21 protein-coding genes are annotated in these 24467 nt (G+C 68.8%); 11 read left to right on the plus strand and 10 right to left on the minus strand.

The genetic code is table 11. The features are described 5' to 3' along the window. Position 1 precedes the first annotated feature (1 nt). Positions 2-1501, minus strand: a complete 1500-nt coding sequence (locus J3S89_RS09085) for a leucyl aminopeptidase (protein WP_217927164.1) — start codon at positions 1499-1501, stop codon at positions 2-4. Between the two features lie 330 nt (positions 1502-1831). Here J3S89_RS09085 and J3S89_RS09090 point away from each other — a divergent pair, with 330 nt between their 5' ends. The 6 genes from J3S89_RS09090 (at position 1832) to rsmA (ending at position 9657) form a co-directional block, all read left to right on the plus strand. After that, positions 1832-3040, plus strand: coding sequence for an LptF/LptG family permease (locus J3S89_RS09090; protein ID WP_217927165.1), 1209 nt, complete (start codon positions 1832-1834; stop codon positions 3038-3040). Beyond that, complete coding sequence (lptG, locus tag J3S89_RS09095) at positions 3037-4128, plus strand: LPS export ABC transporter permease LptG (protein WP_217927166.1); 1092 nt, start codon at positions 3037-3039, stop codon at positions 4126-4128. The genes J3S89_RS09090 and lptG overlap by 4 nt, the downstream gene beginning before the upstream one ends. A 35-nt stretch (positions 4129-4163) precedes the next feature. Beyond that, positions 4164-6650: an LPS-assembly protein LptD gene (locus J3S89_RS09100; RefSeq protein ID WP_217927167.1), complete on the plus strand. Its 2487-nt coding sequence runs from the start codon at positions 4164-4166 to the stop codon at positions 6648-6650. 135 nt (positions 6651-6785) lie between these two features. Further along, positions 6786-7739, plus strand: a complete 954-nt coding sequence (locus tag J3S89_RS09105; protein WP_217927168.1) for a SurA N-terminal domain-containing protein — start codon at positions 6786-6788, stop codon at positions 7737-7739. Positions 7740-7750: 11 nt separating this feature from the next. Next, positions 7751-8788: a 4-hydroxythreonine-4-phosphate dehydrogenase PdxA gene (gene pdxA, locus J3S89_RS09110; RefSeq protein WP_217927169.1), complete on the plus strand. Its 1038-nt coding sequence runs from the start codon at positions 7751-7753 to the stop codon at positions 8786-8788. After that, positions 8788-9657 carry a 16S rRNA (adenine(1518)-N(6)/adenine(1519)-N(6))-dimethyltransferase RsmA gene (gene rsmA, locus J3S89_RS09115; protein ID WP_217927170.1) on the plus strand — a complete coding sequence of 290 codons (870 nt, stop codon included), beginning with the start codon at positions 8788-8790 and terminating at the stop codon, positions 9655-9657. The genes pdxA and rsmA overlap by 1 nt, the downstream gene beginning before the upstream one ends. Positions 9658-9703: 46 nt before the next feature. Here the strand turns inward: rsmA and gmk are convergent, their stop codons facing one another. From gmk to fabD, 7 genes are all read right to left on the minus strand, one after another. Next, positions 9704-10357 (minus strand): guanylate kinase, encoded by a 654-nt coding sequence (gmk, locus tag J3S89_RS09120; protein ID WP_420801290.1) that lies wholly within the window; start codon positions 10355-10357, stop codon positions 9704-9706. Next, entirely contained in the window at positions 10354-11241 is an 888-nt protein-coding gene (locus tag J3S89_RS09125; protein ID WP_217927172.1) for a YicC/YloC family endoribonuclease, read from the minus strand. Before J3S89_RS09125 ends, gmk begins: the two co-directional genes overlap by 4 nt. A gap of 64 nt (positions 11242-11305) precedes the next feature. Beyond that, positions 11306-12571 (minus strand): endolytic transglycosylase MltG, encoded by a 1266-nt coding sequence (gene mltG / locus J3S89_RS09130; RefSeq protein ID WP_217927173.1) that lies wholly within the window; start codon positions 12569-12571, stop codon positions 11306-11308. A 294-nt stretch (positions 12572-12865) separates the two neighbouring features. Continuing rightward, positions 12866-14125 (minus strand): beta-ketoacyl-ACP synthase II, encoded by a 1260-nt coding sequence (fabF, locus tag J3S89_RS09135; protein WP_217927174.1) that lies wholly within the window; start codon positions 14123-14125, stop codon positions 12866-12868. 412 nt (positions 14126-14537) lie between these two features. Further along, entirely contained in the window at positions 14538-14777 is a 240-nt protein-coding gene (locus J3S89_RS09140; protein ID WP_217927175.1) for an acyl carrier protein, read from the minus strand. 445 nt (positions 14778-15222) lie between these two features. After that, positions 15223-15960 carry a 3-oxoacyl-ACP reductase FabG gene (fabG, locus tag J3S89_RS09145; RefSeq protein ID WP_217927176.1) on the minus strand — a complete coding sequence of 246 codons (738 nt, stop codon included), beginning with the start codon at positions 15958-15960 and terminating at the stop codon, positions 15223-15225. A 39-nt stretch (positions 15961-15999) separates the two neighbouring features. Then, positions 16000-16941: an ACP S-malonyltransferase gene (gene fabD, locus J3S89_RS09150; RefSeq protein WP_217927177.1), complete on the minus strand. Its 942-nt coding sequence runs from the start codon at positions 16939-16941 to the stop codon at positions 16000-16002. A gap of 277 nt (positions 16942-17218) precedes the next feature. Between fabD and trhA the strand changes: the two genes are divergently transcribed. Beyond that, the gene (gene trhA / locus J3S89_RS09155; protein ID WP_217927178.1) at positions 17219-17893 is read left to right on the plus strand and encodes a PAQR family membrane homeostasis protein TrhA; all 675 of its coding nucleotides are present in this window, start codon (positions 17219-17221) and stop codon (positions 17891-17893) included. 68 nt (positions 17894-17961) lie between these two features. Here the strand turns inward: trhA and J3S89_RS09160 are convergent, their stop codons facing one another. Continuing rightward, a complete protein-coding gene (locus tag J3S89_RS09160; RefSeq protein ID WP_217927179.1) occupies positions 17962-20157 on the minus strand; it encodes a methyl-accepting chemotaxis protein in 2196 nt (731 codons plus the stop codon). A gap of 587 nt (positions 20158-20744) precedes the next feature. On the opposite strand from J3S89_RS09160, the gene rpsF reads away from it, so the two are divergent. From rpsF to rplI, 4 genes are all read left to right on the plus strand, one after another. After that, on the plus strand, positions 20745-21188 hold the full coding sequence (gene rpsF / locus J3S89_RS09165; protein WP_217927180.1) for a 30S ribosomal protein S6: 444 nt from the start codon (positions 20745-20747) through the stop codon (positions 21186-21188). Beyond that, a complete protein-coding gene (gene rpsR / locus J3S89_RS09170; protein ID WP_217927181.1) occupies positions 21188-21433 on the plus strand; it encodes a 30S ribosomal protein S18 in 246 nt (81 codons plus the stop codon). Before rpsF ends, rpsR begins: the two co-directional genes overlap by 1 nt. Before the next feature lie 208 nt (positions 21434-21641). After that, positions 21642-22592 (plus strand): DUF2232 domain-containing protein, encoded by a 951-nt coding sequence (locus tag J3S89_RS09175; protein ID WP_217927182.1) that lies wholly within the window; start codon positions 21642-21644, stop codon positions 22590-22592. A 46-nt stretch (positions 22593-22638) separates the two neighbouring features. Next, positions 22639-23199 carry a 50S ribosomal protein L9 gene (rplI, locus tag J3S89_RS09180; RefSeq protein ID WP_217927183.1) on the plus strand — a complete coding sequence of 187 codons (561 nt, stop codon included), beginning with the start codon at positions 22639-22641 and terminating at the stop codon, positions 23197-23199. A gap of 93 nt (positions 23200-23292) precedes the next feature. Here rplI and J3S89_RS09185 read toward each other — a convergent pair whose 3' ends face one another. Further along, positions 23293-24444 (minus strand): rhodanese-like domain-containing protein, encoded by a 1152-nt coding sequence (locus tag J3S89_RS09185; protein ID WP_217927184.1) that lies wholly within the window; start codon positions 24442-24444, stop codon positions 23293-23295. Positions 24445-24467 lie beyond the last annotated feature (23 nt).

Raw genomic sequence — 24467 nt, forward strand, 5'->3', positions numbered from 1 at the left:
CTCACTTCTCGTAGTGATCGGCGACGAGGCGGTCGAGCAGGCGCACGCCCCAGCCCGAGGCCCAGGCCTTGTTGAGGTCCGTCGAGGGCGAGCCCATCGCCGTGCCGGCGACGTCGAGATGCGCCCAGGGCACGTCGCCGACGAAGCGCTTGAGGAACTGCGCCGCCGTCACCGAGCCGGCGTCGCGGCCGCCGGTGTTCTTCATGTCGGCCCAGGTACTGTCGATCAGCTTGTCGTAGTCGGCCGAGAGCGGCATCCGCCACACGGTTTCGCCGGTGACGAGGCCGGCGGTGGTGAGGCGCTCGGCGAGGATGTCGTCGTTGGTGAAGAGGCCGGCGTTGAGCTTGCCGAGCGCCACCAGAATGGCGCCGGTCAGCGTCGCCAGATCGACGATGGCGGCGGGCTTCACCGTCTCCTTGACGTGCCACAGCACGTCGCAGAGCACGAGACGGCCCTCGGCGTCGGTGTTGATGACCTCGATGGTCTGGCCTGAGAGCGAGGTGACGATGTCGCCGGGGCGCTGGGCGCCGGCGTCGGGCATGTTCTCGACGAGGCCGATGGCGCCGACCACGTTGACCTTGGCCTTGCGCGAGGCGAGCGCGTGCATCAGGCCGGTGACGACGGCGGCGCCGCCCATGTCGCCCTTCATGTCCTCCATGCCGGCGGCCGGCTTGATCGAGATGCCGCCACTGTCGAACACCACGCCCTTGCCGACGAAGGCGACCGGCGCCTCGCCCTCGGCGCCGCCGTTCCAGCGCATGATCACCACGCGCGGCGGACGCTTGGACCCTTGCGCGACGCCGAGAAGGGCGTTCCAGCCGGCCTTCTTCAGCTCCTTCTCGCCGAGGATCTCGACCTCGACGCCGAGCTTCTCGAGCTTCTTCGCCTTGGCGGCGAACTCCTCGGTGCCGAGGACGTTGGCGGGCTCGCAGATGAGGTCGCGGGTGAGCGTCACGCCGTCCGAGATCGGCTCGACCCGGGCCTTCCACAGCTTCTTGGCGGCGGAGGAATCGGCGAGCGCGAGGGTGAGATCGAGGGTGACCTTGTCGTCGTCGTCCTTCTTCTTGGTCTTGTAGCCGTCGAAGGCATAGGCGCGCAGGCGCACGCCGAGCGCCACGTCGGCGGCGCGCTCGGCGACGATGCCCTCGCCGTCGGCGCGCTCGAGCAGCAGCGTGGCGGCGGCGACCTTCAGATCGATCAGCTTGCCGGCGACCACGCCGCCGAGCTTCAGCCAATCCTTCTCGGAGAGATCGGCGGGCTTGCCGAGGCCGACCAGGACGACGCGATCGAGATCGCAGCCGGCGGGGGCGACGACGTCGAGGGTGGCGAAGCCCTTGCCCTTGAAGGCGGCCTTGGCGATCGCCCGGCCGAGCGCCCCGCCGCAGGTCGCGTCGAGCGCGGCGGCGGTCGGCGGCAGGGCCAGATCCTCTGCGACGAGGACGACGAGCGTGCCGGTCGCGGGGGCTTCCGGCTTGGCGAAGGCGATCGTGGGTCGGGACATCGACGAGATACTCCGGGAGGGGTCGGCGCGGGGAGCGGAAAGCCCCGAAGGCGCCTCGGTGCGGCAGAAGATGGAACGCCGGAGCCGGTTCGGCAAGCGCCAAGACGGCGCGGCCGGCGTTGCCGTTGCGCCGCACCACGGCGTTAACCATCTTTCCAAGCAATCCATTAGGCATTTCGGAGCTTGATGGATCCTCGGGGACGAAGCACCGTCCGGGGCATGATCGCGGCACCAGTCGGTGCTAAGAAGCTTCCCGGGTGGAGCATGGACGCGCGCGGGTCGGTCGAGAGAGACCGCCCGCACGAGGGGACGGAGGACGAACGGAAGAGCATGCGGCTCATCGAGCGATACATCTTCCGTCGTGCGGCCGGGGCCTTCCTCATGTCGTTGGGGGCGCTGATCGGCGTCGTCTGGGCGACGCAGGCGCTCCGACAGATGAATCTCGTCACCGCCAAGGGCGCGGCGCTGCTCGTCTTCTTCAAGATCACCGCGCTGGCGCTGCCGTTCCTGACGATCGTGGTGGCGCCCTTCGCGCTCCTGATCGCCTGTATCCAGACCCTCAACACCCTCAACGCCGACAGCGAGCTGGTGGTGCTCAACGCCTCCGGCGCGTCGCGCTTCGTGGTGCTGAAGCCGTTGCTGGCGCTGGCGCTGCTGGTCGCCGCGACGATGCTGTTCCTCTCCACCTGGGGCTCGCCGGCGGCGCTCCGGACGCTGCGGGAGAACCTGGCGCGGATCAACGTCGACGTCGTCGCCAACATCGTCCAGCCCGGGCGCTTCATCACCATCGAGAAGAACCTGACCTTCCACATCCGCTCGCGCGCGCCCGACGGCTCGCTCGGCGGCCTCTTCGTGGAAGACGCGCGCGACCCGGCGATCGCCTTCACCTACATCGCCGATCAGGCCTCGATCGTCGAAATGTTCGGCAAGACCCTGCTCGTCATGCGCGACGGCGTGATCCAGCGGCGCACGACCGCCGACGGCAATCTGTCGCTGATCGACTTCCAGTCCTATGCCTTCGACCTCTCGGCGATGACGCCGACCACGACCTCGCCGGTGTTCCGGCCGAGCGAGCGCTCGACGGCGGAACTGTGGAGCCTGGGCGGCAGCCGGCCCGACGAATACGCTCGCAACAACGCCGGACGGCTGCGCTCCGAACTGCACGACCGGCTGACCCAGCCGCTGCTGCCGATCGCCTTCGCCCTCCTCAGCTTCCTGGCGCTGGGCGACGCCCGCACCACCCGCGAGGGACGCGGCATGGCGATCGTCGGCACGATCGCCGCGGTCGGCGTGATGCGCGGCGGGCTCTTCGCCGCGACCAGCGCGGCCGGCACCTCCGACGTCGCCGTCGGCCTCGCCTGGGGGCTGTCGCTCGGGGTGATCGGCTGGGCGCTGATGGTGGTGGCGACCGACCGCAAGGTGGCGCTGCCGGGGGTGGTGGCGCGCGGGCTCGACGCGATCTCCGAACGGGTCGGGGCCGTCGCCCGCCGCCTCGCCGATCGATTGGGCCTCTCCGGCGAACGGGAGGAGACGCCGTGATCGGCCCCACTCTCGGTCGCTACTTCGCGAAACGGACCTTTCTGGCGGTGGCGTCGATCTTCGCGATCGCCTTCCTGATCGTGTTCCTGTTCGACTTCCTCGACATGGTCCGCGCCAACATCGACCGGGCGACCTTTTCGTGGTCGACGGCGCTGGCGGCGTCGCTCTTCCGCATTCCCGCCTTCTCCGAGCAGGTGCTGCCCTTCGCCACGCTGTTCGGGGTGATGGCGGCGCTTCTGGCGCTGTCGCGCAAGCTCGAGCTGGTGGTGGCGCGGGCGGCCGGCATTTCGGTGTGGCAGTTCCTGGCGCCGCCGATCGCCGTGGCGCTGACGGTCGGGATCCTGTCGACGATCGCCTACAATCCGCTCGCCGCCCATCTCAAGGGCCGGTCGGAAGGTCTCCAGACCCAGCTCGCCGGCAACGCGCCGCGCCGCGCCGACGACACCATGCGCGAGGTCTGGCTGCGGCAGAACGGCGAGGACGGCGAATCGATCGTCCATGCCCGGCAGGCCACCGATCGCGGTCTGCACCTCTCCGGCGTCACCATGCACACGTTCGACGAACGCGGGCATTTCCACTCCCGCATCGAGGCGGCGACGGCCGATCACGAGCCCGGCCGGTGGCGACTCGCCGACGCCTGGGTCTTTCGCGCGGGCGAGGCGCCGGAGCATCACGACAACCTTCTGGTCGCGACCCGGCTGAAGGCCGAACAGATCGGCGAGAGCCTCACCGAGCCCGATACCGTGTCGTTCTGGGCGCTGCCCTCCTTCATCGAGACGGCGCGCGCGGCCGGTCTGCCGGCTTTCCAATTCGAACTTCAATATCAATTGCTTCTCGCGCGTCCGCTGCTCCTGGTGGCGATGGTTCTGATCGCCGCGACGGTTTCTCTGCGAGTGTTCCGCTTCGGCAACATCGGCAGCATGATTCTCGGTGGCGTCGCGGCCGGCTTCGTGCTTTATGTCGCCGGAGAGGTGGCCCGAGGGATGGGCGGAGCGGGTATCGTTCCGCCGCTGCTCGCCGCTTGGACGCCGGCCGTGGTCGCCTCCTCGATCGGATTCACGGTTCTGTTGCACCAGGAGGACGGCTAGACATGACCCGCACCGTCCTCGTGCGAAGACCCGAAATGGCTCGCGTGTCCGGCCGGCGCCGCCTCGCGGGGCTCGCCGCCGGCGTCTCCACCGCTCTTCTCGCGCTCTTCCTCGCGGTCCCTGCCGAGGCGGCCAAGGTCAAGTCGACCGGCACCGCCGCGCTCGCCGGCGGTCCGCGAACCACCACGCCGACGCTGCCGGCCGGCGACCACATGGTCGTCGAGGCCGATCAGGTCGTCTACGACGATCGCGATTCCTCGGTGACCGCGACCGGCGCGGTGGCGATCTACTACAAGGGCAACGTGCTGACCGCGCGCAAGGTCACCTATCTGCGCGACACCCAGCGGGTGGTCGCCGAGGGCGACGCGCGGCTGGTCGACAAGGACGGCAACGTCCTGACCGCGACCAAGATGGACGTCACCCAAGGGTTCTCCGAAGGGTTCGTCGAGTCGCTGCGCATCGACACGATCGATCGCTCGCGCTTCGCCGCGGAGAGCGCGACGCGCACCGGCGGCAACATCACGGTGTTCGAGAAGGGCGTCTATTCGGCCTGTCAGACCTGCGTCAACGAGCCGGCGAAACCCCCGTTCTGGCAGATCAAGGCGGCCAAGATCGTCCATGATCAGCAGGAAAAGACCGTCTATTACGAAGACGCCAAGCTCGAGATGCTGGGGACCCCGATCGCCTGGGTGCCGTTCTTCATGCATCCCGACCCCTCCGAGCGGCGCAAGACCGGCTTCCTGCTGCCGCGCGTGATCAACTCCGGCTCGCTCGGCCTCGGCATCCAGGTGCCGTTCTACTGGGCGCCCGTGGCGAACTGGGACGCGACCCTGCAGCCGGTGGCGATGTCGCGCCAGGGCCTGCTCGCCGACGTCGAGGTGCGCCATCGCGTCGAAAGCGGCCTGATCACGGCGCGCGGCTGGGCGATCTCGCAGCTCCATCCGGAAGCCTTCGTGGCGACCAGCGGCGATCGCCGCGTGCGCGGCGGCTTCAACACCACCGGCACCTTCACCCTCGGCGACCAGTGGTCGTGGGGCTGGGACGTGACCGAGGTCACCGATCGCCGCTTCCTCGACCAGTATCACCTCTCCACCTCCGATCAGGATCGCTCGGTCTCGACCGTGTTCCTGAAGGGCGAGGGGCTGAAGTCCTATTTCGAGGCGCGCGCCTACAAGTTCACGGTGCTGAACGACGACAACGGTCTCGACCGGCTCAACAACCCGCTGCTGTTCGGCGCCGGCTCCGGCCTCCAGGACAAGCAGCCGGTCGTCCATCCGGTGATCGACTACGACAAGGTGCTCGAGCAGTCGGTGCTGGGCGGCGAGGTCTCCGGCCATCTCAACGTGACCAGCCTGTCGCGCACCCGGACCGACATCGACACGGCCGGCCGCGTCTACGGCATCGCCGGCACCTTCTCTCGGCTCTCCGGCATGGTCGGATGGCGGCGCCAGTTCATCGATCCGATCGGCCAAGTGTTCACGCCGTCGGCGAGCCTGCGCGGCGACGTCTTCTACACGCACTCCGAGGACCGTTCGCTGGTCGACTTCGTCCAGAACGGCACGCTCGGCCGCGTCACGCCGACGGTGGCGCTCGACTACGCCTATCCCTTCGTGATGGACAGCTCGATCGGCGCCCACACCTTCTCGCCGATGGCCAAGCTGGTGATCCGGCCGAGCGAGCAATGGGTCGGGCGCCTGCCAAACGAGGACGCCCAGAGCGTCGTCTTCGACGACACGACCCTGTTCCGCACCGACAAGTTCTCCGGTTGGGACCGCGCCGAGGGCGGCACCCGCCTCAATCTCGGCGGGCGCTATTCGTTCCACGGGCCGTCGGGGGGATCGCTGTCGGCGCTGTTCGGCCGCTCCTACCTGCTGTCGGGCGTCAATTCCTTCGTCTATCCCGGCTACGACGAGTTGCTGCGGCAGGCCCAACTGGGCAATCCGGTGCCGCTGTCGGCCTTCGGCTCCGGCCTCGAGACCAATGCCTCCGACTGGGTCGGCGGTCTGACCATCGACAGTTCGATGGGCTTCCGGATGGGCGCTCAGGCGCGCTTCGCCGCCGACACGTGGCGGCTCGAGCGCTCCGACATCAAGGCGTCGGGCACCTCCGGGCCGCTGTCGGCCTCGGTCACCTGGGCCTACAAGCGCACGCCGGACGTGGTCTACGACCTGCTCACCCAATATGCGACGACCTACGGGGCGGCGGCGACCGCCGTGCGCGACGCGCTCGAGCGCGAGCGCTCGGAGATCCAGACCGCGACCAATCTGCGTCTGTCGCCGACGTGGCGCCTCTTCGGCGGCGTCCGCTACGACATGATCGACCATTTCGTGTCGGGCACCAACGCCGGCATCGGCTACGACAACGACAGCTTCTCGATCTCCGTCGCCTATGCCGAATCGACCTATTGGTCGCTCGACGGGGGCGTGAACAAGCAGATCCACGATCAGACCGTGTTCCTGCGGTTCGGCCTCAGGACCCTCGGCGACGGCAGCCTGTCGAACTCGCTCGCCTCCAGCAACTGAGGCGAAAGCGGCAGAACATCACGATTCCGCCACTTCGGCCTTGCAGGAAGAGCCCTCGACGCGCGAGAGTCTCGTCTTCGCCGGCGGCCGCGAGGAGACGCGGGCCGCGCCACCAGTTCAGGGATGATTGCCACGATGTCGATGTCACCGCGCCTCACCGCAGCCCTCGCCGTGTTCGCCTGCGCCGTCTGGTTCGGCTTCGCCGCGATCGCTCCGGCATCGGCGGCGTCGAAGATCCGGGTGGTCGTCAACGGCGAGCCGATCACCACCAACGAGATCGCCGAGCGGGCGCGGCTGTTGCGCCTGACCAGCCGGACCAGCGCCGCCTCGGTCGAGCGCGCCGCCACCGAGGAGCTGATCGAGGAAAAGCTGAAGCTCCAGGAGGCCAAACGCGTCGGCATCAAGGCCAGCGACGGGCAGGTCGACGCCGCCTTCGCCTCGATCGCCGGCCGCCTCAAGATCTCGCCGGCGACGCTCGCCCAGGGCCTGTCGCAGCAGGGTATCTCGCCGAAGAACCTCAAGGAGCGTCTGCGCGTCCAGATCATCTGGCAGCAGCTGGTGGTGGGGCGCTTCCAGCGCACCGTGTCGATCTCGGATTCGCAGATCGTCGACGCCCTCGCCAAGAAGACCGACGCCGGCAAGGCGGCGGCGAAGGGCGACGGCAAGACCGTCGAATATTCGCTGAAGCAGGTCGTGCTCGTGATCCCCAAGGCGGGCGGCAGCGAGAGCGCCCGCATGCGCGAGGCGGAGGGCCTGCGCAGCCGCATCACCTCCTGCGATCAGCTGGTCGAGGCGGTGAAGCCGATGAACGAAGCCCTGGTCAAGAACCTCGGCAAGCGCACCGAGGACGAGCTGCCCGAGCAGTTCCGCGGCCTGCTCGGCGGCGTCGAGGTCGGCCGGCTCGCCAAGCCGATGCGCACGCCGATCGGCGTGGAGATGATCGCCGTCTGCGGCAAGCGCGATCTCAGCGGCGACTTCGAGGTCCGCTCCAAGGTCGAGGACGAGCTGCGCACCCAGGAGGGCGAGGTCTTCGCCCGGCGCTACATCAACGATCTGCGCCGCATCGCCGTCATCGACTATCGCCGTTGAGGCCCGCCGCCGTGCCGTCGTCCACGCCCCGCAGCGCCCCCCTCCCCCTCGCGCTGACCTGCGGCGAGCCGGCCGGAATCGGGCCCGACGTGACGCTCGCCGCATGGCTCCGGCGCCACGCCGACGCCCTGCCGCCGTTCTACGCGATCGGCGCGGTCGAGCTCTATCGCCGCCGCGCGACCCGGCTCGGGCTCGAGGTTCCGATCGTCGCCGTCGCTCCGGGCGAGGCGCTGGAGGTCTTCGACCGCGCGCTGCCGGTGGTCGATCTCGGTCTGCCGACGGTCGGCGAACCGGGCCGGCTCGATCCGATCGACGCGGCCGTGGTGATCGCGGCGATCGAACGGGCGGTCGACGACGTCGCGGCCGGACGGGCGCGGGCGATCGTCACCAATCCCTTGCACAAACACGCGCTCTACGCGGTCGGCTTCGCCCATCCCGGCCATACCGAATTCCTCGGCGCCCTCGCCGCCTCGATCGCCCCGCCGCCGGACGGCGTCGCGTGGCGGGCGGTGATGATGCTGGCGGGGCCGGATCTGCGCACCGTGCCGGTCACCGTCCACGTCGCGCTCGCCGAGGCGGCACGGACCCTCGACGCCGAGACGATCGTCGCCACCGGCCGCATCGTCGCCGCCGATCTCCGCCGGCGCTTCGGCCTTCCGGCGCCGCGTCTGGCGATCGCCGGGCTCAATCCCCATGCCGGCGAGGACGGGGCGATGGGCCGCGAGGACATCGAGGTGATCCGCCCGGCGGTCGAGCGCCTGCGCGCCGAGGGCATCGACGCGCGCGGGCCGCTGCCGGCCGACACGATGTTCCATGCCCGGGCGCGCGCGACCTACGACGCGGCACTGTGCATGTATCACGATCAGGCGCTGATCCCGGTCAAGACGATCGCCTTCGACGAGACCGTCAACGTCACGCTGGGGCTTCCCTTCGTGCGGACGTCGCCCGACCACGGCACGGCGCTCGACATCGCCGGTTCGGGCAAGGCGCTGCCGGAGAGCCTGATCGCGGCGATCCGGCTGGCGGCGTCGATGAGCGAGGCGGCGTGATGGCGCAGATCGACGATCTGCCGCCGCTGCGGGACGTCATCGCGCGGCACGAGCTCTCGGCGCTGAAGTCGCTCGGGCAGAACTTCCTGCTCGACCTCAACCTCACCGCCCGCATCGCGCGGGCCGGCGGGCCGCTCGCCGACACGCTGATCGTCGAGGTCGGTCCCGGTCCCGGCGGGCTGACGCGGGCGCTGCTCGCGGAAGGCGCGGGCAAGGTGGTGGCGATCGAGCGCGACCGGCGCTGTCTCGCCGCGCTCGCCGAGATCGCCGCGCATTATCCCGGCCGGCTCGAGGTGATCGAGGGCGACGCGCTCGAGGTCGACATCGGCCGCATCGTCGCCGAACAGGGCGGCGGCAAACAGGCGCGTCTGGTCGCCAATCTGCCCTACAACGTGGCGACGCCGCTGCTCGTCGGCTGGCTGCGCGCCGAGCCGTGGCCGGCGTGGTGGGCGTCGGCGACGTTGATGTTCCAGCGCGAGGTCGCCGAACGGATCGTGGCGACGCCCGACGACGATCACTACGGCCGCCTCGGGGTTCTCGCCGGCTGGCGGACCGAGGCGCGGATCCTGTTCGATCTCGCGCCCTCGGCCTTCACGCCGCCGCCGAAGGTCACCTCCTCGGTGGTGCGGCTGATCCCGCGCGAGACGCCGCTCGCGGTCGATCCGGACGTCTTGGAGCGGGTGGTGGCGGCGGCCTTCGGGCAGCGCCGCAAGATGCTCCGGCAGTCGCTGAAGGGGCTCGGGATCGATCCGGCGACCCTGCTCGCGGCCGCCGGGATCGAGCCGACCCGACGGGCGGAGGAGATCGACGTCGCCGGGTTCGTGCGATTGGCGAATGCGCTCGTCGCGGGGAAGACGAAAGCGCCGTGAGGTGGAGTGTGGCGGATTGCGGCTTCGCCCGATCCGCCCTACGGGGTCACCCCTCCGCCAGCAATCCCTCGACGAAACCTTCCAGCCCGGTCTGGCGGAAGCGCTTCAGGCGTTCGGTGCGCAGGATCGCCTTGACGTCGTCATAGGCGCGCGTGAGGTCCTCGTTGACGATGACGTAATCGAAGCGGCGCCATTCGGCGATCTCGACCTTGGCGTTGTCGAGCCGCTTGGCGATCACCTCTTCGCTGTCCTCGGCGCGGCGATGGAGTCGGGCCGCCAGCTCCTTCATCGACGGCGGCAGGATGAAGATCGCCACCACGTCCTCGGGCAGCTTCTCCTTGACCTGGACCGTGCCCTGCCAATCGATGTCGAAGAGGATGTCGCGACCGGCGCTGAAGGCCTGCTCGACCGCCTCGCGCGGGGTGCCGTAGAAATTGCCGTGCACCTCGGCCCATTCCAGCAGCTCGCCGTGATCGCGCAGCGCCTGGAATCGGTTCCTCGAGATGAAGTGGTAATGGACCCCGTCGATCTCCGAGGAGCGCTTGGCGCGGGTCGTCACCGAGACGGACAGCGCGATCTCGCGATCCTGCTCGATCAGCAACCGCGACAGGGTCGATTTGCCGGCGCCGGAGGGCGAGGCCAGGACGAAGCCGAGGCCACGACGGCCGGCGAAGGACTGCGCGCGCATGGCGGGGCTCACTCGATGTTCTGGATCTGCTCGCGCAGCTGATCGACCACGGCCTTCATGTCGAGGCCGATCGCGGTCAGCTCGCGGTCGTTGGCCTTGGAGCAGAGCGTGTTGGTCTCGCGGTTGAATTCCTGGGTCAGGAAATCGAGCCGGCGGCCGACGGCGCCACCGCCGCCGATCAGGCGGCGCGCCTCGGCGACATGGGTGGTGAGCCGGTCGAGCTCCTCGCGGATGTCGGCGCGGGTGGCCAGCAGCACCGCCTCCTGGGCGAGACGCTGCGGATCGAGCGCCGGCACGGCGCCGAGCAGGGCCTCGACCTGTTCGGCGAGGCGGGCGCGGATCGCCTCGGGCGTGCGCGCGGGATGAGCCTCGGCGGCGGCGGTGAGGCGCTCGATCTCGTCGATCTGGGCGGCGAGCACGCGGCCGATCGCCTCGCCCTCGCGGGCACGCGCGGCGGCGAGGCCCTCGACGGCGGTTTCGAGACCGGCCAGGAGCGCGGCGTCGAGCGCGGCGCGCTGGACCTCGTCGTCCTCGACCTCGGTCGTCTCGAGGACGCCCTTCAGCGCCAGGATGCCGTCGAGGCTCGGCGCGGCGGCGTCGATGCGGTCGGCGATGCGGTTCATCGCCGCGAGCACGGCGTCGAGCACCTGCTCGTTGATGCGCAGCGTCGTCGCGCCGCCCTCGCGGGTCACCGTCAGGGACACCTGGACGTTGCCGCGGGTCAGGCTCTCGCCGATGCGCTTGCGGGCGGCGACCTCGAGGCGGTCGAGGCCGGGCGGCAGGCGCAGGCGCACGTCGAGGCCCTTGCCGTTGACCGAGCGCAGTTCCCAGGTCCATCGCTGGCCGTCGTGGCTGCCGTCGCTGCGGGCGAAGCCGGTCATGCTGTCGAGCGTCATCGATCCCGTCTTTCGGCTGCGGAGAGGGGTCTCCGCCGGAACGAGGTTCCGGCGGGCGCGACCGTCAGTTGCCGTTCTGCCCCGCCGGGGTCGCCGGCGCAAGAGGCGGACGCGCGGCCTCGCTCGCCTTGCGGCCCTGCTCGATCGAGCGCCAGCGCTGAACGTTGCGATTGTGCTCTTCGAGCGTCTCGGAGAAGACGTGGCCGCCGGTGCCGTCGGCGACGAAGAAGAGCTCGTTGGTGCGCGAGGGATTGGCCACCGCCTCCAGCGCCGCGCGGCCGGGATTGCAGATCGGTCCGGGCGGCAGACCCTGGATGCGATAGGTGTTGTAGGGGTTGGGCGAGGCGAGGTCGGACCGCAGGATGGTGCGGCCCTCGAGCCAGGCCTTGCCGCCGTAGAGGCCGTAGAGCACGGTCGGGTCGGTCTCGAGCCGCATGCCCTTGCGCAGGCGATTGATGAAGACGGCGGCGACGCGCGGACGCTCGTCGGCCTTGCCGGTCTCCTTCTCGACGATCGAGGCGAGGATGACCATCTCACGGGGCGAGGCGAGCGGCAGGCCGGGCGAGCGATGGGCCCAGGCGTCGGCGACGCGGCGCTCCATCGCCTTCTTCATCTGGTCGAGGATCTGCTCGCGGGTGGTGCTGCCGCGCGAGTAGCTGTAGGTCTCCGGCAGGATCGAGCCTTCCTCGGGAATGACCGTGATCTTGCCCTGGAGGATCTGATCCTCGAGGAGGCGACGTACGATCTGCTCGCTCGACCAGCCTTCCGGGAAGGTGATGCGGTGCTGGACGGTGCGGCCCTCGGTGAGTTCCTCCATCACCTCGCGCATGGAGAGGCCGGGCGCGAACTCGTATTCGCCCGCCTTCAGCTTCTCCGCCTGTCCGCTCAACTTGGCGGCGAGCGAGAATGTGGTGGCGTCGGTGATGACGCCGCGCTTCTCCAAGAGATCGGCGATGGCGCCGGTGCCGGTGGCATTGGGGACCACCACCACGACCGGCGCGGTCAGCGGTCCCTTGGCGCCGTAGCGCTGCTGGGCGAGCCAGGCGAAGGCGCCGGCGCCGAGCACGATCACGGTGATCACCGAGAAGATGGCGTTGAGGAAGTTGACCGTCGAACTGCGGGCGGCCTTGGAGCGCTTCGGCGGCGGCGGCACCTCGGAGGGCTCGATCGCGGCGCGCGGGCTCTTGGGCAGCGCGCGGCCGGTCTCGGCGCGCGTCTCGGAGGGGGCTTCGGCCCGGGTCTCGGGCGCGGTCTCCGTCACCGCCGGCGTCTCGGAACGCGGCGCGGTCTCGGCTTCACCGGGGGTCGGCTGGTTGGGTTCGGACGTCATGACACCTCGCGGCTCGATTGGTCGAATCGACCCCGTTTCGGCGGCGAGACGACGGCACGAACGTGGCGAAACCACGATCCGGCGCATCTCGATCGCGGTTCCGGTCGATCCTCGTGGTCGGCCTCGAGCGAATCCCGCCCGACGCGTCTCCGTCGACGGGCGCATCTGAGCCCGTTCGCCGCCTCGGGGCAAGTCGCCCGGCGGCGAGTCGGGGGACGGCGGGGGAAAACCCTCCGTCGTCGTCCGCGCATGCGCTTCGCGGCGGCCCGTGAGCGGGCCGTCGTCTCCCTCGCCTCACTCCGGCTTGCGGAAGATCACCGTGGCGTTGGTGCCGCCGAAGCCGAAGGAATTCGACAGGGTGACGTCGATCTTCTTCGCCTTGGGGGTGTGGGGCACGAGATCGATCGCGGTCTCGACCGAGGGATTGTCCAGATTGATGGTCGGCGGGCAGATCTGATCGCGGATCGCCAGGATCGAGAAGATCGCCTCGATCGCCCCGGCGGCGCCGAGCAGGTGGCCGGTCATCGACTTGGTCGAGGACATCGCGACGTCGGCTGCATGATTGCCGAGGAGACGCTCGACCGCGCCGAGCTCGATGCCGTCGGCCATGGTCGAGGTACCGTGGGCGTTGATGTAGTCGATGTCGCCGGGGGTGATACCGGCGCGCTTGATCGCGGCGGTCATGCAGCGGAAGGCGCCGTCGCCGTCCTCGGACGGCGCGGTGATGTGATAGGCGTCGCCGGACATGCCGTAGCCGATCACTTCCGCGTAGATCTTGGCGCCGCGCGCCTTGGCGTGCTCCAGCTCCTCGAGCACCACCACGCCGGCGCCCTCTCCCATCAGGAAGCCGTCGCGGTCCTTGTCGTAGGGGCGCGAGGCGCGGGTCGGGTCGTCGTTGAAGGCCGTCACCAGCGCGCGGCAGGCGGCGAAGCCGGCGATCGACAGGCGGTTGACGGCGCTCTCGGCGCCGCCGGCGACCATCACGTCGGCATCGCCGAAGGCGACCAGGCGGGCGGCGTCGCCGATGGCGTGAGTGCCGGTCGAGCAGGCGGTGACGACGGCGTGATTCGGGCCCTTGAGGCCGTGTTCGATCGAGACGTGACCGCCGGCCAGATTGATCAGGCGGCCGGGAATGAAGAACGGCGAGACGCGGCGCGGGCCACGCTCCTTCAGCGTGATCGAGGCATCGTAGATGCCGCCGACGCCGCCGATGCCCGAGCCGATCATGACGCCGGTGGCGCACTGATCCTCGTGGGTGGCCGGATGCCAATCGGCGTCGTCCAGCGCCTCCTTGGCGGCGGCCATGGCGAAGACGATGAACTCGTCGACCTTCCGCTGCTCCTTGGGGTCCATGTAGAGGTCGGGATTGTAGGTGCCGTCGGTGCCGTCGCCTCGCGGAATACGCGCGGCGATCTTGCAGGCGAGATCGTCGACCTCGAAGTCGGTGATGCGAACCGCCCCACTCTTGCCGGCGAGAATGTTCGACCACGTCGCCTCGACGCCGCAGCCGAGCGGCGTGACCATTCCCAGACCCGTGACGACTACTCGACGCATCGCGCCACCTCGTTCTCTACCCGTCAGACTGCGCTCACGGCCACCCCCTCGTCGCGCGGGCGCGAGGCGGACGACCGACGATTCGGGGACGAGGCGGCGGATCGGCCGGATCGACGTCTCGAGCGCGCATCCGCCCTCGAAGGTGCCGATCACCGGATGCCGACGGTGCCGAAGGCGTCCCGATCCGATCGCCGGAGACGGCCGAAACGGCCGACGCCCCCGACCGTCGCGAACACCGAGGGAGACCTCGGTGCGATCGCGATCGAAGGCATGTTCGACGGTCGGGCTCGGTGCTCGAAACTCGTCGCCCAACGTATGCACGCCGGCCACGAGGGCCGGCGTTCGCTTTCGTCACGAATCCCGATGGGCTCGCTCCCCGTCCTCGGGACGCGGAGACGACCCCGAACCGGCCTCAGGCGGCCACGTTCTTCTCGAGGAACTTGACCGCGTCACCGACGGTCAGGATCGTCTCGGCGGCATCGTCCGGAATCTCGACGCCGAATTCTTCCTCGAACGCCATGACCAGCTCGACCACGTCCAGCGAGTCGGAGCCGAGGTCGTCGATGAAGCTCGCGTTCTCGGTCACCTTCTCGGCGTCGACGCCGAGGTGCTCGATCACGATCTTCTTCACGCGTTCAGCGATGTCGCTCATGTGTTTTTCTTCCCAGAACAGGATAAACCGACCCCGAAAACACCGACGTCGCCGTCGGCGCCCCGATACGAAACTCCAAGACGACGGCGGAACGCCTTCGCGTCCGACGCCGGGCGTCCGACGAGACGACGGAGGCACTCCGCCTCGACCGTCTCCGACACCCTTCTCGCCCTGCGCCGCGACGCCCTTGGGCGCCTCGTTTGATCCGCAGGCCGAACGACGATCCAACCCCCCGGCTCGGGGTCGCGGGCAGTCCCGTCGACCCTCGTGATCGTCGTGTCACCGAGGCGGCGATGCTCTCGCATCCCTGCCGTCCCGGCCTTGCGATCCCGCCTCTCACGGCGGGACCGGGGTGGTTGCTAGCACACTTTCCCAGGCTTGACCAGTGACCCGAAATGTCCGGAAAGTGCGAGGAAAAGCCCGTATTCTCGGGGCTTTTCCTCAATCAGATCATGGCCATGCCGCCGTTGACGTGAAGTGTCTGGCCGGTCACGTAAGATGCCTCGTCACTGGCCAGGAATACCACGGACGCGGCGATCTCCTCGGCCTTGCCGAGGCGTCCGGCCGGCACCGCGGCGAGGATTCCCTCCTTCTGCTTGTCGTTCAGGGCCTCGGTCATCGGCGTGGCGATGAAGCCCGGAGCGACGCAGTTCACGGTGATGTTGCGGCTCGCCACTTCCTGGGCGAGCGACTTCGACATGCCGATCATGCCGGCCTTGGCGGCGGCATAGTTGCCCTGCCCGGGATTGCCGGTGACGCCGACCACCGAGGTGATCGAGACGATGCGTCCGAAGCGGCGTTTCATCATACCCTTCAATACCGCGCGCGAGAGGCGGAAGGTCGAGCCGAGGTTGACCTCGAGCACCTGATCCCACTCCTCGTCCTTCATGCGCATGAAGAGGTTGTCGCGGGTGATGCCGGCGTTGTTGACGAGGACGTCGACCTTGCCGAGCTTCGCCTCGACGGCGGGCACCAGGGCGTCGACCGAGGCGCGGTCGGCGAGATTGCAGACGAAGATCTCGGCGCGGTCGCCGAGTTCGCTCTTCAGCGCCTCGAGCACCGATTCGCGGGTGCCGGAGAGGGCGAGCGTGGCGCCGCGGGCATGAAGCGCCTTGGCGATCGCCGCACCGATGCCGCCGGTCGCGCCGGTGACGAGAGCGACCTTGCCGGTCAGATCGAACATGAGGTGTCTCCTCGCAGTTTCGGGATCCCGCGTCGCGCCTCAGACGAGCGCGACGACCATCTTCTCGACGTCGTCGGGGGTGTTCACGGCGACGCCCTCGACGCCGTCGACGATGCGCTTGACGAGGCCGGTCAGGACCTTGCCGGAACCGATCTCGTAGAGGCGGGTCACGCCGTGGGCGGCCATCGCCTGGACGCTCTCGCGCCAACGCACGGTGCCGGTGACCTGCTCGACCAGACGCCGACGGATCTCGTCGGGGTCGGAGACGGCGGCGGCGAGCACGTTGGAGATCAGCGGCACCACCGGACGGACGATCGTCACGCCGGCCAGTGCCTCGGCCATGGCGTCGGCGGCGGGCTGCATCAGGGCGCAATGGAAGGGGGCGGAGACGTTCAGCATCATGGCGCGCTTGGCGCCTCTGGTCTTGGCGATCTCGACGGCGCGCTGGATCGCCGCCCTGGTGCCGGAGACCACGACCTGACCGTCGGCGTTGTCGTTGGCGGCCTGGCAGATCTCACCCTGCGCGGCTTCCCCGGCGACGGCGACGGCATCGGCGAAGGAGAGGCCGAGCAGCGCGGCCATGGCGCCCTCGCCGACGGGAACCGCGGCCTGCATGGCGCGGCCGCGAATCTTCAGGAGACGCGCGGTGTCGGCGATCGAGAGCGAGCCGGCGGCGGCGAGCGCGGAATATTCGCCGAGCGAATGACCGGCGACGAAGGCGGCGTCGCGCGCCACCGAGACGCCCTTCTCCTCCAGCACGCGCAAGGCGGCGAGCGAGACCGCCATCAGGGCGGGCTGGGCGTTCTCGGTCAGGGTCAGATCGGTCTCGGGACCATCCCACATCAGGGCCGAGAGCTTCTGGCCGAGCGCGTCGTCGACCTCGGCGAAGACGCGAGCGGCGGTCGGATAGGCATCGGCGAGAGCCTTGCCCATGCCGACGGCCTGGGAGCCCTGTCCGGGGAAGGTGAAAGCGATGGTCATGGATCTGTCGCCTCGTGGGAGCGTTCGTCTTCGTGCGGCTTCGCGGGGCATCCGCAGCGGCGAGCCGCGCGGACGTCGCGCGGCCCGACGGCGCGAGAGAACGCTTGTGCGGGCGAGAGTCAAGAGAGAGCGCGGCGCGGCGGTCCCGAAGGCGGTGTCGCGACGATCCGAAGAGGATTCCCCGTGAAAGGCGACCTCTCTGACGCATCGGTCATTCTTCTGCCCTAAGGGATGGTGTAGGATGGCCACCATGACCTCCTCCTGTCCGAGACCTCCGATGTCGCTGCCGGAAAACCATCCTCGCCTCGAAAAGCGGCCCTACAGCGCCGGCGAGCTTCTCGCCGACGGTGTCGTCCACGGCATGGCGATCGTCGCCGGGATCATCGCCTTTCCGGTGCTGTTCAGCCGCCTCGTCGTCCAGGGCACGGCGAGCGAGGGCATCGCGCTGGCGGTCTACGCGGCCGGCTTCTTCCTGATGTTCGGCTTCTCGCTCGCCTACAACATGACACCGCCGTCGCCGCTCAAGTGGCTGCTGCGGCGGTTCGATCATTCCGCCATCTATGTGATGATCGCCGGCACCTACACCGCGCTCCTGTCCCAGCTCGAGGACAGGTTCTGGGCGTGGGTGCTGATCGGCGGCGTGTGGCTCGGGGCGCTCGGCGGCAGCGCGCTGAAGCTGTTTCTGCCGGGCCGGTGGGATGGGCTGTCGATCGCGCTCTATCTGCTGCTCGGCTGGGTCGCGGTGATCGCGATCGGGCCGATGATCGCCTCGCTGCCGACGGCGACGATGATCCTGGTGGCGGTCGGCGGGCTGCTCTATTCGGTCGGCGTCGTCTTCTACAAGTGGCACAGCCTCAAGTTCCAGAACGCGATCTGGCACGGGTTCGTGACCGTCGCCGCCGGATGTCACTGGGCGGGCATCGCCTATGTGATGACCGGACGCGCGGTCTGAACGCGCGAGTCCCGGCCGGCGGGCGCCGACCGGGATTCGGTCCCCGTGTTCCGATAGTTTCGACCGCCTCAGCCGGCCCGGACGGTCGACAGGAAGCCCGTCATCACGGTGCGCAACGTCTCGGACTGCCGCACCAGATCCTCCGTCGAACGCAACACCACCTCGGAAGCCTCGGCGGAGGTGCCGACCGCGCGATCGATCGCGTCGACGTTGGCCGTCACCTGTTGGGTGCCCGAGGCGGCCTGAGTGACGTTGTGGGCGATCTCACGGGTCGCCGCCCCCTGTTGATCGACGGAGGAGGCGATGGCGGCGGCGATGCGGTTCATCTTGTCGATGGTGGCGGTGATGCCGACGATCGCCTCGGCGGAGTCCTGGGTCGAGGTCTGGATCGAGCCGATCTGCGAAGCGATGTCCGACGTCGCCTTGGAGGTCTGATCGGCCAGTTGCTTCACTTCGGCCGCGACCACGGCGAAGCCCCTGCCCGCCTCGCCGGCACGCGCCGCCTCGATCGTGGCGTTGAGCGCGAGAAGATTGGTCTGGCCGGCGATGTTGTTGATGAGATCGACCACCTGACCGATCCTCTGGGCCGAAATCGAGAGTTCGCGCACCTTTATCGCCGTCGCCTCGGCATCCCGCGAGGCGATCGAGGCGACGTGGGCCGATTCGTCGACCTGGCGCTTGATCTCGTTGATCGAGGACGACAATTCCTCCGCCGCCGAGGCGACCGTCTCGACATTGGCGGCGGCCTCGGTGGAGGCGACGGCGGCCTGCGACGACTGCGCCTGGACGTGGGTGGTCGCCCCGGACATGGTCGACGCCGCCTCGCGCAGATGGCCGGAGGCGCTCACCACGCCGGTGACCACGTCGCCCATGGTGCGTTCGAATTCGTCGGCGAGGCGGCTCATGGTCTCGCGGCGCTCGACCTCGCGACGGCCACGCTCGTTCTCCTCGGCGAGGGCCTTGGCACGCGCCTGTTCCTCGACGCCGACGCGGATGCGATCGACCGCGCGCGCGATCTCACCGATCTCGTCGCGCCGGTCGGCGCCGTCGATCGTCGCCAGGGTCTCGCCGGCGGCGAGCCGGTCCAGGGCATGGGTCAGACGGCGGATCGGGTTGGCGATGCCGCGCCCGACCAGGGCCATGGCGATCAGAGCGACGAAGGCGATGCCGGCGGCGACCCAGAGCTGATTGAAGAAGTCGGAGGTGCTCGACTGTTCGATGGTGTCGGAGAGGGCGGTCGCCTCGGTCATGACGACCGTGCGCGGGACCTCGATCATCACCGACCAGGCGTCCCCGGTGCGCCCGAGGGCGACCGGCGAGAACACGGTGAGGACGTCCGTCGCCTTATCGTAGGTGATCTCGGCCTTGCCCCGCTTCAGAACCGCCATGTCGCGTTCGGCATTCGTGTCGACGGCGGCGAGAGCCCCGCCGATCGCGCCGGCATGGGACGACGAGGCGATCACAAGACCTGCGTTGCTGACGATCGAAACCTCCGCCTTCCCGTCATAGATCGACGAATCGACCTTTTCGGCCAGCTTCTGGACGAAGGAGAGATCGAAATCCGCGCCGGCGACGCCGACGAAGCGACCGCCGATCCGGATCGGCACCGACATGGTCGCGAGATGGACCGCCTTGCCCTGCACCACATAGGGCAGCGGCGCCTGAATGTTCTCCCGGCCGGTCTCCTGCGGGTTCAGGAACCAGCCGCCCTTCATCACGCCGTTGGGGTGGAGCTGGCGGCTGTCGTATTCGACCAGGGGCTGGAGGGCGATCTTGCCGCGCTCGTCGCGGGTCCAATACGGCAGGGCGCGGCCGGTGCCGTCCGAGCCGACCTTCGCGACGCCGATGTTCTCGAAGTCGTCGCCGTCGAGCGCGTCCGGCATCCAGGCGCTGTAGGTGCCGTTGAAACCCGGATTGTCCTCGAGCACGCGCAGGAGCAGATCGTTCAATTGGCGGCGGCGAAGCGCGCGCGGCGCTCCGCCCTTCGACTCGTCGGCGGCGATCGTCTCGAGAGCGCGTGCCATGTTGCGGGCGGCGGCGAAGGCGCTGTCGACCTCGGTGCGGATGACACCGGCTTCGGTCGCCGCGAGGCGTTCCAACGATTCCCGGCTGGTGCGGTCGAGGAGATCACTGACGATCGTGTCGACGTGACGCGCGCTGCGTTCGTTCGCCACGAGCCCGTAACCCAGAAGCGCTCCGGTCGCGGTGAGGACACAGGCGGTCGAGAGTGCCACCACCCTGATGCCGATGGAGTGAATGTTCATGAGGACTACCCCCGAGGATTCTGTGCCCCTACCCTAGGATCTCGAAGGTTAACGCTTTTCTTCCCGTTCGTATCCAACGGCGCCTCGGAGGAGTTTTCGGCGTCGATTTCCTACCAACGGAGAAGATTCGAGACATGCATACGGTCACCACCCATCCGAATAACTATATCTACGTAAGTCCCACCGGCTGAATTTCCGTTCCCGCACTTCAATTACGAATTGCATTTTCGTTATTCCAATTCCGGCATAGCCCCTCCCTTCAGGTCGTTCGCCGCGACGATCACGCCCGCCCGGCGAACGCCGGCGGGCCCGAAACGCGTTCACCCCTTGCATTCGGCGCGAAAATCCGTAGAACCCCACCATTCCGTCGGGCACCCGGCCGGGGGCTGAACGGACGGTCGTGACCAATTCCCTTCTCGTGAGGGTCGGTCGCGGCAGGATCTCGCGAGATCCGTCGTCCGGTGTCTCCGCTCTCCGACAGTCGACGTTTCGGGATCTTCCTCGTGAGGCCCCCGGGAGGCTTGGCGCCGGTGTCCAGCGGTTCGGCGGCTCGAAAGAGACGCCGGTGCAACGAGGAAGGACATTCCATGCCGCTCTACGAGCACGTGTTCCTGGCTCGCCAGGACGTGTCGACGCAGGCCGTCGACGGGCTGATCGCCCAGTACAAGACCATCATCGAGGGTCTCGGTGGTCAGGTCACCAAGATCGAGAACTGGGGCCTCAAGTCCCTGGCCTATCGCATCAAGAAGAACCGCAAGGCGCACTACGCGCTGATGAACATCGACGCTCCGGCCGCGGCCCTGGCCGAGGTGGAACGCCAGCAGCGCCTGTCGGAAGACGTGCTGCGCTCGCTCACCATCCGCGTCGACGAGCTCGAGGAAGGCCCGTCCGTCATGCTGCAGAAGCGTGACCGCGACGAGCGTCGCGACGACCGCCGCGGCGATCGTGGGGACCGTGGCGATCGCGGCCCGCGCCGTGACCGTGGCCCCCGCCGCGAAGACGCCGAATTCGGTGACGAGGAGAACGCGTGATGGCCGAAAGCACCCAACAGGCCCGCCGGCCCTTCTTCCGCCGTCGCAAGACCTGCCCCTTCTCCGGCGCCAACGCTCCGAAGATCGACTACAAGGACGTCAAGCTCCTGCAGCGTTTCGTGTCCGAGCGCGGCAAGATCGTCCCGTCCCGCATCACGGCGGTCTCCGCCAAGAAGCAGCGCGAGCTCGCCAAGGCGATCAAGCGCAGCCGTTTCATCGGCCTGCTTCCGTTCGTCATCAAGTGATCGCGGCCCCTTCGCGGGGTCGGATCGGATGATCGAACGAGGCCGTCTCCGGACGGCCCGACGAGATCGGGGGAGCGGACGCCGCTCCCCTTATGCTCCCCTTCAGAGGGGCGGCGACCGTGGCGGGCCGAGACGCGCCACCGGAACGATCGGGTTGGGGCGGTCTCGCCTCTAACCGTTCTCTCGAGAGACGGGACAGCTGGGCGACATGACGAGCAAGGTCTCGGTCCCCTCCATCATGATCGGCATCGGCGCGGGCCTCGTCTCGGCGCTGCTGTTCGCGTCGCTGATCGGCGGCAGCCTTCTGACGCTGCCGCTCTTCGTCGCGGCGCCGCTGCCGTTGATGATCGCCGGCCTCGGCTGGGGATCGCACGCGGCGCTGGTCGGCGGCTTCACCGCCCTTCTCTCCCTTCAGATCGAACTCGGCACGCCCGCCGCCCTGCTCCATCTCGGCTCGGCGGCGCTGCCGGCGCTGATCCTGACCGGGCTGGTGGCGCGGGTCGTCGGCGGCGCGCGGCCGCAGTGGTTCCCGATCGGCCGGATCGCGACCATCGCCGCCGTCGTCATGGCGATCGCCACGCTGGCGGGGGCGCTCGCGATCGGCTTCGACGTCGCCGAGACGACGCGGCAGGTGGTCGCCGCCTTCCACGAGGCGCTCGTCAGCGGCGGCACGCCGGCGACCGATCTGCCGGAGGCGATGGCACTCGAGCCGTTCGTCCGCGCCTCGGTGCGGCTGATGCCGGCGTTCTTCCCGGCGTTCTGGACGCTCGTCCTGGTGCTCGATCTGGTGATCGCCGCCCGGATCGTGCGGCGCACCGGGCGGATGGCGCGGCCGTGGGAGGATCTGGCGATGCTCGAGGTGTCGCCGTGGCTCGGCCTCGTCTTCGCGGCGGGCTTCGCCGGGGCGTTCCTCTCCGGCTCGCTCGGGGTGCTCGCCTCGATCGCCGCCGGAGCCGCCTTCGCGCCGCTGTTCCTGGTCGGCATGGGCGTTCTGACCGTGCTGACCCGGCCGACCGACATGCGCTGGATCCTGCGGGCGACCGCCTACGGTCTGGTGCTGCTCTTCCCGATCGCGGCGCTGGTGATGGCGCTGGTCGGGCTCGCCGACACCCATCTCGGTCTACGCCGGGGCGCGCGCTCCGACACGGATCCGACCTGAACTACGAAATCGATCGAAACACACACGGACAACGAGGAGAAATCCCATGGAAGTCATCCTGCTCGAACGTATCGGCCGCCTCGGCCAGATGGGCGACATCGTCAAGGTCAAGGACGGCTATGCCCGCAACTTCCTGCTGCCGCGCGGCAAGGCGCTGCGCGCCAACAAGACCAACCGCGAGTATTTCGAGACCCAGAAGGTCCAGCTCGAGGCGCGCAACCTCGAGCGCAAGGCCGAGGCTCAGGCGGTCGCCGAGAAGCTCGACGGTCAGTCGTTCATCGTCGTGCGTTCGGCCGGCGAGATGGGCCATCTCTACGGCTCGGTCTCGACCCGCGACATCGCCGATCTGGTGGTCGCCGGCGGCTTCTCCGTCGAGCGCAACCAGGTCGAGCTGAAGGCGCCGATCAAGACCATCGGCCTGCACGCCGTGGCGATCTCGCTGCATCCGGAAGTCGAGGCGACCGTGACGATCAACATCGCCCGTTCGCAGGACGAGGCCGAGCGTCAGGCGCGCGGCGAAGAGGTCATCACCCGCGACAACGAAGACATCTTCGTGCGCGAGGTCGGCCCGATCACCGACGAGGAAGGCTATCACGACGAGGCGTGAGCCTCTCGCGATCCTTCGCGCAGAACAGCAGAGAGCCGGGCGGCGACGCCCGGCTCTTTCGCGTTTCGGGGGCCTAATCCCCCACTCCTCGCGTCACTTCTTGTCGGTGATGGTCGCCGTGCCGTCGCCGGCGAACTTGATCGACGAATCGAGGAAGGCGACGTTCATCTCGGCGGCGAACATCTTGGCGGTGTCGTAGGCCTCGCCGGCGCGGGCGCCGGTGCCGCAGATGAAGACGATCGGCTTGTCCTTCGGGAGCGTCGACAAGCTCTTCTCGAGCTGATTCATCGGCACGTTGACGGCGCCCTTGATGGTGCCCGCGGCATATTCCTTGGGATCACGCACGTCGACGAGGACGATCGAGGCGGCGTCGGCCTTCCAGGCGGCCTCGAAGGAGGCGGCCGTCACCGAGCCCTTCTCCTTGCCGGGGACGAGCGCCGCCGCCTTGGGCGCGGGGGCCGGCGCGGCGGCGGGAGCGGCGGCGGCGGGGCCGGCGCCATAGAGCTTCTCCCATTCGGGATAGCCTTCCGGGTAGGTCATGACGTTGGTGTAGCCGAGCGCCCGGGCCTTGGCGGCGGAGTTGTCGGAGAGGACGCATTCGAGGCCGCCGCAGTAATAGACCAGCAGGGTCGCCTTGTCGGCCGGCAGCTTGTCGACGTGTTTGTCGAACTCGCTGTCGGAGATCGCCAGCGCGCCGGGGATCACGCCCTTGTCGGTGACGCGCTTCGGACGGGCGTCGATCAGGACGAAGGGCTGTTTCTCGTCCATCATCTTCTTGATGTAGGGACCGGAGACGGAGACTTGGCCGCCCTTCGCCTTCCAGTCGGGCATGCCCTCGGCATAGACCTCGATCGCGGTGTAGCCGAGCGCCTTCGCCTTGTGGGCGGAGTTGTGGGACAGCATGCAGTCGAGGCCGCCGCAGTAGAAGATCAGCCGGGTGGCCTTGTCGGCCGGCAGCTTGTCGGTCGACTTCTCGAAGGCGGTATCGGGGATGTTGATCGCGCCGGGGATGTGGCCGGGGTCGTATTGACGGGCGGCCGGGCGGCTGTCGATCAGGGTCACGCCCTTCTTGGGCGGGATGGTGACCTCGGGCCGGACCTTCTCGAAGGTCGTGAGGGTCGCGAACCAGCCCTCCTTGGGCTGGAGCGCGGTCTCGGCCACGGCCGGGGCGAGCGGGACGGCGACGAAGGCGGCGACCGAGCCCAGCATCAAGGCGGCGAGGAGGGTGAGACGTTCGGCGTGCATCGTACTTCTCCCTGAATTCCGAG

It is taken from the genome of Pinisolibacter aquiterrae (assembly GCF_019160155.1).
Taxonomy (GTDB): Bacteria; Pseudomonadota; Alphaproteobacteria; order Rhizobiales; family Ancalomicrobiaceae; genus Pinisolibacter; species Pinisolibacter aquiterrae.

What these genes read in the sequence shown, in the direction of transcription:
- J3S89_RS09085 (WP_217927164.1), bottom strand. Translation starts at nt 1,501, where the DNA reads ATGTCCCGACCCACGATCGCCTTCGCCAAGCCGGAAGCCCCCGCGACC.
- J3S89_RS09175 (WP_217927182.1), top strand. Translation starts at nt 21,642, where the DNA reads ATGACGAGCAAGGTCTCGGTCCCCTCCATCATGATCGGCATCGGCGCG.
- fabG (WP_217927176.1), bottom strand. Translation starts at nt 15,960, where the DNA reads ATGTTCGATCTGACCGGCAAGGTCGCTCTCGTCACCGGCGCGACCGGC.
- rsmA (WP_217927170.1), top strand. Translation starts at nt 8,788, where the DNA reads ATGGCGCAGATCGACGATCTGCCGCCGCTGCGGGACGTCATCGCGCGG.
- J3S89_RS09090 (WP_217927165.1), top strand. Translation starts at nt 1,832, where the DNA reads ATGCGGCTCATCGAGCGATACATCTTCCGTCGTGCGGCCGGGGCCTTC.
- J3S89_RS09100 (WP_217927167.1), top strand. Translation starts at nt 4,164, where the DNA reads ATGGCTCGCGTGTCCGGCCGGCGCCGCCTCGCGGGGCTCGCCGCCGGC.
- J3S89_RS09160 (WP_217927179.1), bottom strand. Translation starts at nt 20,157, where the DNA reads ATGAACATTCACTCCATCGGCATCAGGGTGGTGGCACTCTCGACCGCC.
- fabF (WP_217927174.1), bottom strand. Translation starts at nt 14,125, where the DNA reads ATGCGTCGAGTAGTCGTCACGGGTCTGGGAATGGTCACGCCGCTCGGC.
- J3S89_RS09105 (WP_217927168.1), top strand. Translation starts at nt 6,786, where the DNA reads ATGTCGATGTCACCGCGCCTCACCGCAGCCCTCGCCGTGTTCGCCTGC.
- mltG (WP_217927173.1), bottom strand. Translation starts at nt 12,571, where the DNA reads ATGACGTCCGAACCCAACCAGCCGACCCCCGGTGAAGCCGAGACCGCG.
- J3S89_RS09185 (WP_217927184.1), bottom strand. Translation starts at nt 24,444, where the DNA reads ATGCACGCCGAACGTCTCACCCTCCTCGCCGCCTTGATGCTGGGCTCG.
- rplI (WP_217927183.1), top strand. Translation starts at nt 22,639, where the DNA reads ATGGAAGTCATCCTGCTCGAACGTATCGGCCGCCTCGGCCAGATGGGC.
- J3S89_RS09125 (WP_217927172.1), bottom strand. Translation starts at nt 11,241, where the DNA reads ATGACGCTCGACAGCATGACCGGCTTCGCCCGCAGCGACGGCAGCCAC.
- rpsF (WP_217927180.1), top strand. Translation starts at nt 20,745, where the DNA reads ATGCCGCTCTACGAGCACGTGTTCCTGGCTCGCCAGGACGTGTCGACG.
- fabD (WP_217927177.1), bottom strand. Translation starts at nt 16,941, where the DNA reads ATGACCATCGCTTTCACCTTCCCCGGACAGGGCTCCCAGGCCGTCGGC.
- rpsR (WP_217927181.1), top strand. Translation starts at nt 21,188, where the DNA reads ATGGCCGAAAGCACCCAACAGGCCCGCCGGCCCTTCTTCCGCCGTCGC.
- J3S89_RS09140 (WP_217927175.1), bottom strand. Translation starts at nt 14,777, where the DNA reads ATGAGCGACATCGCTGAACGCGTGAAGAAGATCGTGATCGAGCACCTC.
- trhA (WP_217927178.1), top strand. Translation starts at nt 17,219, where the DNA reads ATGTCGCTGCCGGAAAACCATCCTCGCCTCGAAAAGCGGCCCTACAGC.